Genomic DNA, 13,721 nt, shown 5'->3' with positions numbered 1-13,721 from the left:
CTATTCAAACAAAACGAATAACTATAAAGGGTTTATATATGAACGACGTCATTCGTGACTTTTTTAAGATGGAATCAGCAGGTGGTATCATCTTGGTGATTGCAGCTGCGATTGCGATGGTTGTTGCTAACTCTCCTCTCAATGAATTATATCAAGGTGTACTTCATACCTACGTCTTCGGTTTATCTATTTCACACTGGATCAATGATGGCCTAATGGCGATCTTCTTCATGCTGATTGGTTTGGAAGTTAAAAGAGAGCTTTTAGAAGGGGCATTGAAGTCTCGCGAAACGGCTATTTTCCCTGCAATTGCCGCGGTTGGCGGTATGGTTGCGCCAGCACTGATTTATGTTCTATTTAATGCCGGTGACCCTGAAGCAATGAGCGGTTGGGCGATTCCAGCAGCAACCGATATTGCATTTGCACTAGGTATCATGGCTCTACTTGGCAAACGAGTACCTGTGGCATTAAAAGTATTCTTGCTAGCACTTGCTATCATTGATGACTTAGGTGTTATCGTCATTATTGCTCTGTTCTACAGCAGCGATTTGTCGACACTAGCGCTGACAGTTGGCTTTGCGATGACCGCGCTCTTATTTGCGTTGAACTCGAAGCAGGTGACAAAGTTGCCAATCTATATCGCGGTCGGTCTCGTCTTGTGGGTGAGCGTATTGGCTTCAGGCGTACATGCTACGTTGGCTGGTGTGGTACTTGGTTTTGCTATTCCACTCAAAGGCAAACCTGGTGAGCATTCCCCACTTAAACATATGGAGCACGCGCTTCACCCATATGTGGCATTTGGTATTTTGCCAATATTTGCTTTCGCCAACGCGGGCATCTCTCTTCAAGGTGTTTCAATCGAAGGTTTGACATCAATGCTACCACTCGGTATCGCTGCGGGGCTATTGATTGGTAAGCCACTTGGTATCTTTACCTTTAGCTGGGCAGCGGTGAAACTAGGCGTGGCTAAATTGCCAGAAGGCGTGAACTTTAAGCAAGTATTCGCCGTGTCAGTACTGTGTGGTATCGGGTTTACCATGTCGATTTTTATTGCGTCACTTGCATTCGTTGGCGTGAGTCCAGAGTTTGACACTTACGCTCGACTAGGCATCTTGATGGGCTCAACGACAGCTGCAGTATTAGGGTACGGATTGTTGAACGCTTCGCTTCCAAAGGAAGCCGCTCCTGAGCCAAAAGAGCAATACTAATTCCTCAGGATTATACTGATGTAATTAAGCCCAACTTCGGTTGGGTTTTTTTTGTGCTAAAGAAATATGTTGATAGCTCGATCTGCGCTTATCATGCCACCTTATGTCGAGTGGTATTCAAGAATAAAAAGACGGGTTTTCTTAAGATAAAATCGAGATATTATTCGAATCGCTTTCATTCGATCGGGAGCATCGCTAAAATAGCGCCTCTTTTAGAAAGGGGAGCACCATGCACCAATCACTGAAGTATATTACTGGCTATCCCCCGAACTTGGTTGAGCAGGTGTCAGGCCTGATAGCGTCTGGTCGTTTTGTGGCTTGGTTTGAGCAGCGTTACCCTGAATCGCATCAAGTAAAGAGTGAAAAAGCGCTGTTTGACTATACGATGAAAATTAAACAACGTTTTATGAAAAAAACAGCCCCAATTACGAAAGTGGTGTGGGACAGTAAAATTCATCTTATTAATAATGCGTTAGGCTTACACACTTATGTGTCTCGGATTCATGGCGGAAAACTAAAAGCGAAAAATGAGATACGTATTGCGAGTATTTTCAAAGACGCACCGGAAGCTCTATTGCGCATGCTCGTTGTCCACGAGCTTGCTCATGTGAGAGAAAAAGAGCATGACAAGGGGTTCTACCAGTTGTGTTGTCATATGGAGCCTGATTATCATCAGCTTGAATTTGATGCCCGTCTATTTATGATTTACAAAGAGTTGATGCATGAAAACGCAAAAAAACGCTAGACCAAACCACTACAAATCAAATCAAAAAAAAAATAACGACTCAGGCATGCCGTTGGTCACGATACGAAATGCAACGGGCCTGCATAAAAATAACCGTCATCATGGACGTTATGACTTTGATGCACTCGTAGCAGCGTTGCCAGAATTGAAGTCGGTGATGACCCTGAACCCATCAGGTCAGGATACAATCCCGTTTTCTGACCCTGCCGCGGTGAAATTGCTTAATAAAGCGTTACTGCTATCCGAATATGGCTTGGACTACTGGGATATTCCTGATGGTTTTTTGTGTCCACCTATTCCAGGACGAGCGGATTATATACATTGGATCAATGAGCATCTTACCCAAGACTTGTCGGTTGCAGGAGCGAAGATAAAAGTGCAAGCGCTTGATATCGGAGTGGGTGCCAACTGTATTTATCCAATCATTGGCGCTGCCCAGTATCATTGGAATTGGGTGGGCTCAGAAATTGATCCTGTCGCGGTTGTGTCAGCGAAAAAGATCGTATCCCAAAACGTAAAACTCCTGAATAAAATTGACGTGCGCTTGCAAAGTAGTGCAAATACTATTTTTGACGGCGTGATTCAACCCGGCGACTTTTTCGTCGTGACGATTTGTAACCCTCCTTTCCACAAGTCATTAGAGGACGCCAAGCAAGGGTCCGAAAGAAAAATCAAGAATCTCGGGCTAAACCGTAAACAGCGAGGTAGTGAGCCTGCCACCTCAGCTAAGACGTCGTTGCTTAACTTTGGAGGACAAAAAGCCGAGCTATGGTGTCCTGGTGGTGAGTCTGCGTTTGTATCAAAAATGGCGAATGAGAGTCAATGCTACTCAAACCAGGTGATTTGGTTTAGTACCTTGTTATCTAAAAAAGAGAACATTGAGCCATTGACGAAACAACTGGAAAAACTTGGCGTCTCTGAAGTCGTCATTCAAGAGATGACTCAAGGACAGAAGATAAGTCGCTTTGTCGCCTGGACCTTCATGCCGAAAAAACAACGCGCACAATTTGGTAAAACACTCAGATAAGCCTTCGTGTGCACGTTGCAAGCGCTGTTCATTGTAAATTCAGGGCATTGGAATACTCCTTAATTGGACAACAGTGCTTGATACTTCGATACCATGGCGGGATTCCCCGCCTTTGATTCAAGCATAATCAGTACTTTTAGGCTGGGATCTTGGTACCCATAGCGTTGATTAAAGGCCAATAGACGTAAGCGTGCCTCTTTTAACTGATTCTGTGAAACTTCTATTTTTGCCAATTGAATTATGGAATTAGGGCGCAGAGGTTGATGGTCTAATGCTTTAGAAAAGTACGTTTTGGCTTTATTAATATCATTTGATTTTAGTGCACACCACCCAGCATTTTCGTAGCTTGCAGAGACGAGGTAATAATAGGGTTGATCGATGGCGCGATTGAAATAGCGATCGGCGTCGATAAAATCGCCTTGTTTGCACAGAAAAGCCCCGTAGTTATTAAGAACATTACCATTATGTGGATGCATACGAATGCTACGTTGATACATTGCTTTAGCGTTGTCGTCGTCGCCTACGGTTTCGAAATAATGCGCCATTGTTAGAGTAGAACGGTAATAATTGGGTGCATGTTCCATCGCTTTTTCAAAATTTTGCTTAGCGCGAGCGTAATCGCCTTGGTTCATATAGCCAAGGCCCAGTGCTATACGAGATTCAGCAATGGAGACGGGATCTCGTTGCTGGCGGTCTGCTCCCTCATCTATCGTTACACAACCGCTCACTATTAGTATACCAATTAGGGATACGAGCCATTTAATCATTGCCTTACACTCCTTCGCGACGGCGTTTTAGAATCATAATAAGCACTTAGATTTATAGCTGGCAGGCGTGAAGATGTGTGTGCGAGTGAGTGCGCAAAAATAACTCGATAGATGTTCATTATTCGTTTAAATAACGAGCAAACAGAGTTGGAATATTAACTCTAATCTGTATCTGAACAGTGAATTTCGATACAGTTAACAAGAAGAAATAATGAGCCATATGACGATGACAATTGAACAAAAACCTTGGTTAAATACCTATCCTGATGATGTGCCGGAAAATGTAAATATTGACCGTTACAACAATATAAACGAGTTATTTGAACACTCGTTTACCGAACATGCTGAGAAAACCGCTTTCGTGAATATGGGGCACTCCCTTAGTTATCGAGAGCTCAATGAAAAGAGCGATGCATTTGCCGCCTACCTTCAGGTCAAGTTGGGTGCAAAAAAAGGCGATAGAATCGCCCTAATGATGCCAAACTTATTGCAATACCCAATCACGATTTTGGGGGCGCTAAAAGCTGGTCTTGTCGTGGTTAATGTTAATCCTCTTTATACGCCAAGAGAGCTGGAGCACCAGCTCCGTGATTCTGGTGCAACGATTATCGTAGCGGTGACCAATTTTGGCGAGAATCTGCAAAAAGTGGTCGCGAAAACCAGCATTAAACATGTTGTGTTGACCAGTATCGGTGATGCATTAGCGCCTCATAAACGAACTTTAGTCAATTTTGTCGTTAAATACGTCAAAAAGATGGTGCCGAAGTATCATTTACCTGGTGCTATTTCACTGCGCCGAGTACTGACAGAAGGAAGAAAGCTAGAGTTCAACCCACCGAAAATAGAAAGCAGCGACTTAGCGTACTTACAGTACACGGGCGGTACGACCGGTCTGGCAAAAGGAGCGATGCTTACACATCGAAATATTATTGCAAACGTGTTGCAAGTGTTTGGTCATTTTGGTCCTCGAACCTCGCTTGAGCAGGAATACGCAGTAACGCCGCTGCCGCTTTACCATATTTTTGCGAACTCAGTCAGCATGATGCTGATGATGTATATGGGGGCGACCAACCTGTTGATTACCAATCCGAGAGATCTCAATGCCTTCGTGAATGACCTGAGCAAATATCCATTTACCATGGTCTTTGGCTTGAATACTTTGTTCTCAGCGCTCAACAATCATGCAAAATTTAAAGAACTCGATTTCTCACATGCAGGATTTACGATCGCTGGTGGCATGGCCACACAAAAACACGTCGCTGAAGAGTGGCAGAAAATTACAGGAATGCCGATTATCGAAGGGTACGGCTTAACGGAATGTTCGCCTGTGGTTGCTGGTGGCGTCCATACTCAACAATCTTTTGTGCCTGCCGTTGGCGTCCCTTTGCCAAGCACTGAGCTGCGTATTGTTGATGAAGAAGGCAAGGCATTGGGCATTAACGAGGTGGGTGAAATTCAGATCCGTGGTGACCAAGTCATGAAAGGTTACTGGAAACAAGACGCGGAAACGAAGGCCGTGCTGACGGATGATGGTTGGCTGTTCTCAGGCGATATTGGCAGAATGGACGAGCAAGGAATCTTTTACATTGAAGATAGAAAAAAAGACATGATTCTGGTGTCTGGCTTCAATGTTTTTCCTACCGAAATAGAAGAAGTCGCGACGTTGCACCCAAAGATCATTGAAGCGGCGGCAATTGGTGTGCCTGATGATGTCGCCGGTGAGCGCGTAAAACTGGTTGTTGTTACAAATGGACAGGTGACAGTAGAAGAGATTAAAAAGCATTGTCGCCAATATTTAACGGGTTATAAAATCCCTAAAGTCATAGAGTACCGAGAGTCACTACCAAAAACTAACGTTGGTAAAATCTTGAGACGTGAGCTTCGCTAATACGCATAGCCTCACTAACAATTGATAAGTGGATAATTGATAAGCGGATACAAAAATGCCCCAGTGATGGTTGTCACTGGGGCTTTCGCATTTAGGGAATAGAAGGCACGGTTAACGCCGGTTTAGTTATTGGCTACTGATTAGTTCTTCAACAATCACGTCGTGAACTCACTCAGTGACAGTAAAATTATCGGCACTGAAATGCTCTAGATCGTAAGGTGTTTGCTGGTAGACGCAATAATTTAACCAGTTTGCGAACAGCAGATGACCATGACTTCTCCAACTTGCGATAGGTTTATTATCCGGATCATCATTAGGGTAGTAGTTCACTGGAATAGTCGGCTCCATCCCTTCGCCGAGATCGCGTACGTATTCATTGTGAAGAGTATGGGCTTCGTATTCAGGGTGGCCAGTGACAAATACGTTTCGTTTGTCTTTTGTTGCCGCGAGATAGACACCCGCAACGTCTGATGTCGCTAGGATATCAAGGTCGGTGTGCTCTTCTAAATATTCCACAGAGAAGTCGGCATAGCGTGAATGAGGTGCGACAAAAGAATCATCGAACCCACGTAAGACGGGATGATAAGGCTGTAGGATGGAATGATGATAAACACCAGACAGCTTTTCTTTACGTGTGCGCTTAGGAAGGTTATACAACAACTTTAACCCTGCTTGGGCTGCCCAGCATACATATAAAGTGGATGTCACATGGTGATGCGCCCAATTCATGATGGTTTGTAGGTGATCCCAATACATCACATCTTCGAATTGCACGAGCCCAAGGGGGGCACCGGTAATAATCAACCCATCAAAATTACGATCTTTGACCATTTCAAATTGACGGTAGAAATTGTCTAAATGCTCGGTGGGTGTGTTTTTACTTGGTCGGTCATCAATGCGTAACAACTCGATATCGACTTGTAACGGGCTGTTTGATAATAATCTTAGAAATTGAGTTTCAGCCTCAATTTTCTTGGGCATTAAGTTGAGGATTAAAACCTTAAGGGGACGGATCTCCTGAGAGGATGCACGTGTTTCAGGCATCACAAAAATATTTTCTTCACGCAATACATCGGATGCAGGCAATTGGTCAGGAATCTTAATTGGCACAGCTTACTCCCTAAGCTATCTGGTCTTCTGGACGTCTATACATCTAAAGTTAACCGAATCTTTTTACCTTGTCGACCGTTAATTGTTATTGAATTATCGAAGCGCTTGTCTTATCTGAGTTTTACTCCTGAGCGAGCGTTATTCCGGTATACTGGATTCATTGTGACTAAAGCGGTTGATTATTAGGAAGTTGTGTTGAAATTGATATTAATTCGTGGCTTGCCAGGTTCAGGAAAATCCACCTTAGCGAAAAGCTTCGATGCGGTTCATATTGAAGCCGATATGTTCTTTTTGAACGATAAAGGACAATATCAGTATGATGCCAGTTGTATCGAGCAGGCTCACCTGTGGTGCCAAGGTGAAACTGAAAAGCAGTTGAAACTAGGCAAGGATGTTGTGGTAGCCAACACGTTTGTACGCCGCTGGGAAATGAAGGTTTACCAACAGCTGGCGAAGCGCTACAAGGCAACATTAGAAGTGAAGGTGTGCAAGGGACAGTATCAGAATATTCATGGTGTGAGTGACGCTGTCATTGATAAAATGCGCCGACGTTGGCAAGATTGATTAAATAGTTGTTCAGCGACACGCAATTTTTATTTATTAACAGGAACCTGTACATGGCAAAACGTTCCCCAACGGTTGAAATGACGTCTTATGGTATTTATTCAACTTGGGATTCTGGTTCAAAAGAACTTCCTAAAATACAAGACTTTACTACCACAGTGACCGCTGATGAACATGTTGAGTTTGGCTTTACGGTCAACATTAAAAAAGCAAAGGGCGAACGCATTCAATTTTGTATTTTTCATCCTGGTATTGTGGGTAAGAAGGGACAAATTCTTGACCCGTTTGATGGTGAAGAGCACATCAATAGTAATGATTGGGATTTTTATTTAGGCGACACCATCCAATTACTCCACCCAACCCAAGGGCTTGAAAGTAATTTAGGGGAATGGAGGATGGAAATGACTCTGCAAGGCAAGATAGTGGCGCAAAAGAAGTTTAAAGTTATCGCAAGGGACGAGGGGCAGTTTTGGAAATATCGCGGCTTCTAATTACGATTAAGCTCAACAGCTTCGTCCACCGAGTGGAAGATAAACAGCGTTTACTTCAACTTGCGACAGAACAACAGTGCCAACTCAAGCGTATTCGTCGGTCTCGACACTGGACTCTTACGGGTAACGCTCATTCTCTAACAGAGTTTGCGTTTCAGTCTGGGGTGGGCTGGATTTCAGTTGCGGTCGATAAGGTCCTTGCGGAATACAAGTCGCCAATTCAGCAAGTCTTAGAAAAGAACCCAAATGTAACGATTGCTGAGCTGATGCATGAATCTGGATGCACGTTAGTGGAAGCAAGAAAAGCTATCGATGATTTTGAGTTTTTATAGCGTTGTTAAGTTGGGAGTTTATCTGGTGGATACAATGAATGTATTTCTATACTTAGACAGTCGCTCATGCTTACCAGAGGTTAAGATAGAAAAAAGCCATCACGTGTCGTCGTGATGGCTGTCAGTACCGGTCAAAAATGTACAGACGTTACTCTGTAACGTATGTGATCACAAAATCAGTGATTTTCACCATATCGGCAATCGCAATGTACTCTTCAGTGGTGTGAACTTTCGCCATCCCTGTTGAAAGGTTGACGGTTGTCAGACCCTTCTTGTTAAAGTTATTCGCATCGCTTCCACCACCAGTATGTTTCGTCTTAGCCGTAATGTTATTTTTAGCAAATGCGGCTTTAACATGCTGAACATGAGGGTTATCTTCTGCGATCACGAACGCATCGTAAGCTCGGGTTGATGTTACTTCAATTGTCGCACCAAATTTAGCCGCAGAGGCTTGGAACGTTTGAACCATATGGTCGACTTGTGCGGTGAGTTTTTCACTGTTTAACGAGCGAGCTTCTGCAACGACAGTCATCTCAGGCATGACGATATTGGTTGCCTGCCCACCATTTACCATACCAATGTTTGCTGTTGTTTCTTCGTCGATACGGAGAAGTTTCATGTTAGAAATCGCGTCCGCTGCAACACTCGCAGCGCTAATGCCTTCTTCTGGTGCTAAGCCAGCATGGGCTGGACGCCCTGTGATTTTCGCGATGATCTTTTGTTGACCCGGCGCCCCAGTCACGATGGTGCCAATAGGACCACCAGTATCAAGAACGATAGCGTTGTCAGATTGAATAAATGACATATCGAAATATTCAGAGCCGAACAAACCGCCTTCTTCATGCACGGTAAACGCGACTTCGATGGTCTTATGCGCGATGTTTTGTTCCTTTAAACAACGAACCGCTTCGATCACTGCCGCAATACCGGATTTGTCGTCGCCACCAAGGATCGTATTGCCTTTAGAGCGAATGATGCCATCTTCAATAATGGGTTCGATACCGATACCTGGTGTGACCGTATCCATATGGGCACTGAATACAATGCTTCCATCTAACGTGCCGTCTAAGCGGCCATAAACGTTAAAACCATTGGTGTATTGTTCGGGTACAGGCAGTTTACTTACTGTAAACCCAAGCTCACCAAGTTGCTCAGATATTGCTTCTGCAATGGCTTTTTCGTTACCAGATTCGCTGTCGATTTTGATGAGATCAAAGAAATGGTTGACCAAACGGTCCGTATTTACATGGGTCATAGGATTACTTCGCATTGAGAACAGGGAGGATTACTTTACACCCTATCTTTACGTGCTAGACCTGAGGTAAATCAAATAAAGCACGGCAATGTTGTTTTATCGGTCGAGTTTTGTTCGATTATGGTTGGAAAATTGGTAACAGGCTATCATCGTAGCGCAAACAATCAGTAGACTTCCAGCCCACTGCAATGGCAGTAACGTCTCTTGGAGAAAGATGACAGAAAAAAGCAAACCAAATAAAGGTTCCGTCCCCATCAATAAGGATGCATGGCTTGCATCGAGTGATTTGACCGAATGATTTTGAAGAATAAAAGCCAGCAATGTACAGCCAAGAGCAAGATAAACAATGCTCAAATAATCTTGGGTGGAAGCAAACTTAAGTGTATGAATAAGGGAAGGGTGGCTGGCATCCTGAATCACTAGAATCAAGGAAACCGTGGTAACGATGGAAAGTTGAATAAACGTCACAACATCGGTTTGTAGTTCATAGGTGCTAAATGCTTTTCGACAACTCACGACCATAACAGCACGAAGTATTGCTGCGAGCAAAATTAATAGAGTGCCAGAAGAGAAGTTGATATTTAGAGAATGCTCGCCTGTTATTAAGATAACCCCGATGACACTGCCCAAACCATACATCCACAGCAACGGAGGAAGCACAGCTTTAAGCCAGATGCGCTCTAGAATGGGCGTAAATAATACGCACAAGCTGATCAATACGGCAACTTGATTTGCGTGTGAGCTCATTAGTGCCCAGGTTTCTGCCAGAAAAATGCTAGTGAGTACGATGCCAGTACTTACGCCGACGATTACATAGGGTTGTGGCGAATGTAAAAAAACGAGGTAAGAGCGGTTCTTTATTATGAGTATGCCCAGAGCGACGAAAGCAATCACAAATCTTAAAAAGAGTATTTGTTGAACAGAAAAGTGCATAAGTAACGGTTTAGAAACACCGTAGCTAGTACCCCATAAAATTGAAACGGCAAGTAGTCCCCAAATTGCGCTGAGTGACGCTGCGTTTGATGCATATCTAAGGTTTATTAGCATTTAATTTATAGCTCTATCGTGAATATGTTGAATCTTATGCTAACTTATGAAAGCAATATGATAATACACATGGCAAGCAAAGGACTGATGACTTGTGGACACGAATAAATTGATGGGATTGTTGCCCGATATTGCAGCCTTTGTGGTTGTAGTGGATGCCGGTAGTTTTACCGCTGCCTCACAGCGTCTGGGCGTGACACCGTCTGGAGTAAGCCGCCAGGTAAGTCGCTTAGAGTTAGCGCTCTCGACCGATTTGCTTGAGCGAACAACTCGTAGACAAGTGATGACGGATGCGGGGAAAGCCGTTTACGAGTTTGGTAAGAAAATTATGGAAGCGGCGACGGACATCGCTGCCATAACGAGTATTGACAACGATAATGCAGCTGGAGAGCTTAGAATCGCGGCGCCAAAAGCGTTCAGTCGACATATTTTAGAACCTATGCTGTTGTCATTTTTACAGCTGCACCCGAAAATAAAACTAAGGCTGTTCGTCAGTGACGATTTTATCGACCCGTTTGGTCATAACCTAGATATTGTGTTTGAGTTAACTCATACGCCTAGAGAGAATTTGGTTGCGAAGAATTTGGGCAATATAAAAACGGTGCTTTGTGCGAGCAAAGCTTATTTGCAGAAAAATGGAATTCCGTTTGAGCCAAACCAACTCGTTCAACATCAGTGTTTATTCCTCAATGAAACACCTAATGACAATCAATGGTTGTTTACTCGAGAGCATGAGAGCATCAAGGTACAAGTAGATGGGCGATATAGCGTCAACCATTCAGAAATGAGGTTGAACGCCGTTAAAAAAGACTTGGGTATTGGTGTTTTTCCAGAATTTGTTGTCCAAGAGGCATTACTCATGGGAGAAGTCTTGCCAGTATTGCCTGATTGGAATGTGAATTCGCGTTATCAGGGGATGGTTGTCATGCAGTTCCCTCAATCCAAATATATGCCTCTTCGTAGAAGAGTCTTTATCGACTATATAGCAACCGCGATGAAGCCGTCGTCCCGGTAGTCCTAGAAAGCACCGTTACTGTAAAACTTCACTTCAAGATCACGCACTCTCTATCTTAATACCTCTGTTTCTGTCGCTGTTATTGAGCACTAAAACGTTGAGGAAAATCACTAAAGATGCCATCGACAAGTTGCAGGTGTTTAAAAGATTTGGGGTTATTGACGGTATAACACCAAATCGAGACATTTCGTGTCTTCAAAGAGCGAATGTGTTTCTGTGTCAACCAACGATAGCTTAGGTGGCAGCTAAATGCATCGATACTGTCGATCAGCCTTAGTAGCTTGTTGTTGAGTCTATTACCTAAGACGCCAAGTCTCACATCCAAATTAGCGGCGTAGAGTTCTTGCATAACCTCGGCACTAAAGCTTGAAATAAGGAGCTGTGAGCGATCGATAAGACTTGAGTCAATGGCAGATTTCACTAAAGAGACGACGTGTTTGGCATCGTGTCTATCAATCTTAATCTCCAAGTTAATGGCTAGCTGATTTTCGTGACAATAAGACAATAATGTTTCTAGCGTCAAGATGGGCTCTGATTTGAATTGAGCGGCTTTCCAAGCACCAAAGTCCAGTTGCTGCAGCTGTGATAAAGTCAGTTCATCGACTCGACCACTCCCATTACTGCAGCGGTCTACGGTATGGTCATGACAAATTACCAATGCATTGTCGAGGCTTGGTTGTACATCAACTTCTACCCATTTAACGCCAAGACGCTGTGCTTCTTTAATGCTTGCTAACGTGTTTTCTGGATGGGTACCTGCAACTCCTCGGTGTCCAGCAATGATGGCGCTCATAGTTTGATTCCTATTGAATTGTGCTCTGGTTAACGACCAAACGACGATGTATTTTATTATCGAGACAACGAGACGACAATGAATTATTGCTTTAAAAAGCGATAAGCGTGAAGTAAAGATTAAAAAATGAATGTTGCACAATTGTAAATATGCGTTTATCTTGATTGAGTGATTAGACCAGTTGGTAAGTTAATGAAAATACATCATATAAAAGGGTATATCCAACAGATTTATCTGGTTGAGTATCCAGATAAGTTATTGCTACTCGATGGCGCCAGCCGGGCTGACGTCACTCTTATATGTGATTATATTACTCAAGAGCTGGGCCGTTCCGTCTCGGATCTTAAGGTAGTCGTTGTGACGCACATGCACCCTGACCATGCTGGTGCTGCAAATCATCTAAGAAAAGTATCGGGTTGTGATATCGTTTCATCTCTAGAGAGCAAGCAATGGTATCAAGGCGTTGATGGTTTTTTTATGCATCTGAGTGATCTTCTGTTGGCGTGGTGGATGGCCAGTCGTATGGGGAGACCGCGTAAAAACTTGTGGTATCAAAAAACACTTTCCCCTCAGTTTGGCGTAAGCGACGGCGATCAGCTTCCGCATTTTCCCGATTGGCAAGTATTGGCGACGCCCGGCCATACCGACCGAGATATTTCGGTTTATCATAAAGAACAAGCGGTTGTTTATGTGGCTGATCTCATGGTTCAGGTAAAAAAGCACCTCGTTGCACCGTTTCCAGTGTTCCATCCCAATCAATACCGTGTGTCAGTCGAAAAAGTGTATAACCTGCATGCCAAACAGGTATTGTTAGCCCATCGAAGTGCCGTTCAGTTTGATCGCGAGGCGCGGGACCATCTATTAGAAACCGCACCTCGAAAGCCTGTGACTCATTGGCGTGTGGTGAAAATTAAAACAAAGAAGTTCATCCTGTCTTTAGTGAAATAAGTTACTTCGCTTTGTCTTGATTTGGGAAAATAAGTGAATTGGTGTCAAACCCCGCTTTTTGTGCAATGTTGATGTATTGATCAAGTTGGCTTTTCGGAAGCGTGGGCGTACGAGATAGAATCCAAAAATAATCAGAGTTGTAACCACTCACCAAGGCGACGGAGTAATCTTGTTCAAGATAGTAGACCACATAGCTTCCGTAGAACGGCCCAAAAAACGATACTTTAAGGTGGGCAATGTCCGGTGTTTGAACAAATTTAGCCTTACCTTCCGCTTCCGACCACTCTTTATCTTCGATATCCCACCCTCTATTGAGTACTTTCACGGAACCGTCTTCATTAACTGAGTATGAAGCTGAAACGTTATCTAAGCCTCGTTCAAAACTATGATCCAGACGAGCGATTTCGTACCAGGTCCCTAGGTATCGGTCGAGGTTGAATTCGTTCACCGGTTTCACCGTTTCCGGCATCCCCGTACAACCTGCAAGTAAACCGATAAACAAAAATGCCGCCATTTTCCGTAAATACATGA

The 13,721-nt window shown here is 43.7% G+C and carries 15 protein-coding genes; 9 read left to right on the top strand and 6 right to left on the bottom strand.

Annotated elements, in window-relative coordinates; all coding sequences use genetic code 11:
• The first annotated feature begins 38 nt into the window (after nt 1-38).
• The 3 genes from nhaA (at nt 39) to rlmF (ending at nt 2,980) form a co-directional block, all read left to right on the top strand.
• On the top strand, nt 39-1,208 hold the full coding sequence (gene nhaA / locus AB4405_RS07855; protein ID WP_102470679.1) for a Na+/H+ antiporter NhaA: 1,170 nt from the start codon (nt 39-41) through the stop codon (nt 1,206-1,208).
• A gap of 229 nt (nt 1,209-1,437) precedes the next feature.
• Complete coding sequence (locus AB4405_RS07850; protein ID WP_372060320.1) at nt 1,438-1,953, top strand: YgjP-like metallopeptidase domain-containing protein; 516 nt, start codon at nt 1,438-1,440, stop codon at nt 1,951-1,953.
• Nucleotides 1,931-2,980 carry a 23S rRNA (adenine(1618)-N(6))-methyltransferase RlmF gene (rlmF, locus tag AB4405_RS07845; RefSeq protein WP_372060319.1) on the top strand — a complete coding sequence of 350 codons (1,050 nt, stop codon included), beginning with the start codon at nt 1,931-1,933 and terminating at the stop codon, nt 2,978-2,980. Before AB4405_RS07850 ends, rlmF begins: the two co-directional genes overlap by 23 nt.
• 59 nt (nt 2,981-3,039) lie before the next feature.
• Here the strand turns inward: rlmF and pilW are convergent, their stop codons facing one another.
• Entirely contained in the window at nt 3,040-3,747 is a 708-nt protein-coding gene (gene pilW / locus AB4405_RS07840; RefSeq protein ID WP_372060318.1) for a type IV pilus biogenesis/stability protein PilW, read from the bottom strand.
• 226 nt (nt 3,748-3,973) lie between these two features.
• On the opposite strand from pilW, the gene AB4405_RS07835 reads away from it, so the two are divergent.
• Nucleotides 3,974-5,635 carry an AMP-binding protein gene (locus AB4405_RS07835; RefSeq protein ID WP_372060687.1) on the top strand — a complete coding sequence of 554 codons (1,662 nt, stop codon included), beginning with the start codon at nt 3,974-3,976 and terminating at the stop codon, nt 5,633-5,635.
• Nucleotides 5,636-5,803: 168 nt separating this feature from the next.
• Here the strand turns inward: AB4405_RS07835 and metA are convergent, their stop codons facing one another.
• Nucleotides 5,804-6,745, bottom strand: a complete 942-nt coding sequence (gene metA / locus AB4405_RS07830) for a homoserine O-succinyltransferase (protein ID WP_102470683.1) — start codon at nt 6,743-6,745, stop codon at nt 5,804-5,806.
• 195 nt (nt 6,746-6,940) lie between these two features.
• On the opposite strand from metA, the gene AB4405_RS07825 reads away from it, so the two are divergent.
• From AB4405_RS07825 to AB4405_RS07815, 3 genes are read left to right on the top strand one after another with little or no spacing between them, the layout of a single operon-like run.
• Entirely contained in the window at nt 6,941-7,309 is a 369-nt protein-coding gene (locus AB4405_RS07825; RefSeq protein ID WP_372060317.1) for an AAA family ATPase, read from the top strand.
• Nucleotides 7,310-7,362: 53 nt separating this feature from the next.
• Nucleotides 7,363-7,800 (top strand): DUF3859 domain-containing protein, encoded by a 438-nt coding sequence (locus AB4405_RS07820; RefSeq protein WP_372060316.1) that lies wholly within the window; start codon nt 7,363-7,365, stop codon nt 7,798-7,800.
• Nucleotides 7,779-8,132, top strand: coding sequence for a ribosome recycling factor family protein (locus tag AB4405_RS07815; RefSeq protein ID WP_372060315.1), 354 nt, complete (start codon nt 7,779-7,781; stop codon nt 8,130-8,132). Before AB4405_RS07820 ends, AB4405_RS07815 begins: the two co-directional genes overlap by 22 nt.
• A 148-nt stretch (nt 8,133-8,280) precedes the next feature.
• Here AB4405_RS07815 and AB4405_RS07810 read toward each other — a convergent pair whose 3' ends face one another.
• Both AB4405_RS07810 and AB4405_RS07805 read right to left on the bottom strand, forming a co-directional pair.
• On the bottom strand, nt 8,281-9,387 hold the full coding sequence (locus AB4405_RS07810) for a M20/M25/M40 family metallo-hydrolase (protein ID WP_372060314.1): 1,107 nt from the start codon (nt 9,385-9,387) through the stop codon (nt 8,281-8,283).
• Between the two features lie 96 nt (nt 9,388-9,483).
• Nucleotides 9,484-10,434, bottom strand: coding sequence for a DMT family transporter (locus AB4405_RS07805; protein ID WP_372060313.1), 951 nt, complete (start codon nt 10,432-10,434; stop codon nt 9,484-9,486).
• A 94-nt stretch (nt 10,435-10,528) separates the two neighbouring features.
• Between AB4405_RS07805 and AB4405_RS07800 the strand changes: the two genes are divergently transcribed.
• Complete coding sequence (locus tag AB4405_RS07800) at nt 10,529-11,449, top strand: LysR family transcriptional regulator (RefSeq protein ID WP_102470689.1); 921 nt, start codon at nt 10,529-10,531, stop codon at nt 11,447-11,449.
• Between the two features lie 79 nt (nt 11,450-11,528).
• Here AB4405_RS07800 and AB4405_RS07795 read toward each other — a convergent pair whose 3' ends face one another.
• Nucleotides 11,529-12,242 (bottom strand): glycerophosphodiester phosphodiesterase family protein, encoded by a 714-nt coding sequence (locus AB4405_RS07795; RefSeq protein ID WP_372060312.1) that lies wholly within the window; start codon nt 12,240-12,242, stop codon nt 11,529-11,531.
• 192 nt (nt 12,243-12,434) lie between these two features.
• Between AB4405_RS07795 and AB4405_RS07790 the strand changes: the two genes are divergently transcribed.
• Nucleotides 12,435-13,190 carry an MBL fold metallo-hydrolase gene (locus AB4405_RS07790; RefSeq protein ID WP_102470691.1) on the top strand — a complete coding sequence of 252 codons (756 nt, stop codon included), beginning with the start codon at nt 12,435-12,437 and terminating at the stop codon, nt 13,188-13,190.
• A gap of 1 nt (nt 13,191) precedes the next feature.
• Here AB4405_RS07790 and AB4405_RS07785 read toward each other — a convergent pair whose 3' ends face one another.
• Nucleotides 13,192-13,719: a lipocalin family protein gene (locus AB4405_RS07785; protein WP_372060686.1), complete on the bottom strand. Its 528-nt coding sequence runs from the start codon at nt 13,717-13,719 to the stop codon at nt 13,192-13,194.
• Between the last annotated feature and the right edge of the window lie 2 nt (nt 13,720-13,721).

This window comes from Vibrio sp. 10N.261.51.F12, assembly GCF_041471725.1.
GTDB lineage: Bacteria > Pseudomonadota > Gammaproteobacteria > Enterobacterales > Vibrionaceae > Vibrio.
The sequence above is the reverse complement of the archived record's forward strand: the minus strand, read 5'-3'. Positions and strand labels throughout refer to the sequence as shown.

What these genes read in the sequence shown, in the direction of transcription:
- AB4405_RS07805 (WP_372060313.1), bottom strand. Translation starts at nt 10,434, where the DNA reads ATGCTAATAAACCTTAGATATGCATCAAACGCAGCGTCACTCAGCGCA.
- AB4405_RS07810 (WP_372060314.1), bottom strand. Translation starts at nt 9,387, where the DNA reads ATGACCCATGTAAATACGGACCGTTTGGTCAACCATTTCTTTGATCTC.
- AB4405_RS07790 (WP_102470691.1), top strand. Translation starts at nt 12,435, where the DNA reads ATGAAAATACATCATATAAAAGGGTATATCCAACAGATTTATCTGGTT.
- AB4405_RS07795 (WP_372060312.1), bottom strand. Translation starts at nt 12,242, where the DNA reads ATGAGCGCCATCATTGCTGGACACCGAGGAGTTGCAGGTACCCATCCA.
- AB4405_RS07850 (WP_372060320.1), top strand. Translation starts at nt 1,438, where the DNA reads ATGCACCAATCACTGAAGTATATTACTGGCTATCCCCCGAACTTGGTT.
- AB4405_RS07835 (WP_372060687.1), top strand. Translation starts at nt 3,974, where the DNA reads ATGACAATTGAACAAAAACCTTGGTTAAATACCTATCCTGATGATGTG.
- pilW (WP_372060318.1), bottom strand. Translation starts at nt 3,747, where the DNA reads ATGATTAAATGGCTCGTATCCCTAATTGGTATACTAATAGTGAGCGGT.
- AB4405_RS07785 (WP_372060686.1), bottom strand. Translation starts at nt 13,719, where the DNA reads ATGTATTTACGGAAAATGGCGGCATTTTTGTTTATCGGTTTACTTGCA.
- rlmF (WP_372060319.1), top strand. Translation starts at nt 1,931, where the DNA reads ATGAAAACGCAAAAAAACGCTAGACCAAACCACTACAAATCAAATCAA.
- AB4405_RS07820 (WP_372060316.1), top strand. Translation starts at nt 7,363, where the DNA reads ATGGCAAAACGTTCCCCAACGGTTGAAATGACGTCTTATGGTATTTAT.
- nhaA (WP_102470679.1), top strand. Translation starts at nt 39, where the DNA reads ATGAACGACGTCATTCGTGACTTTTTTAAGATGGAATCAGCAGGTGGT.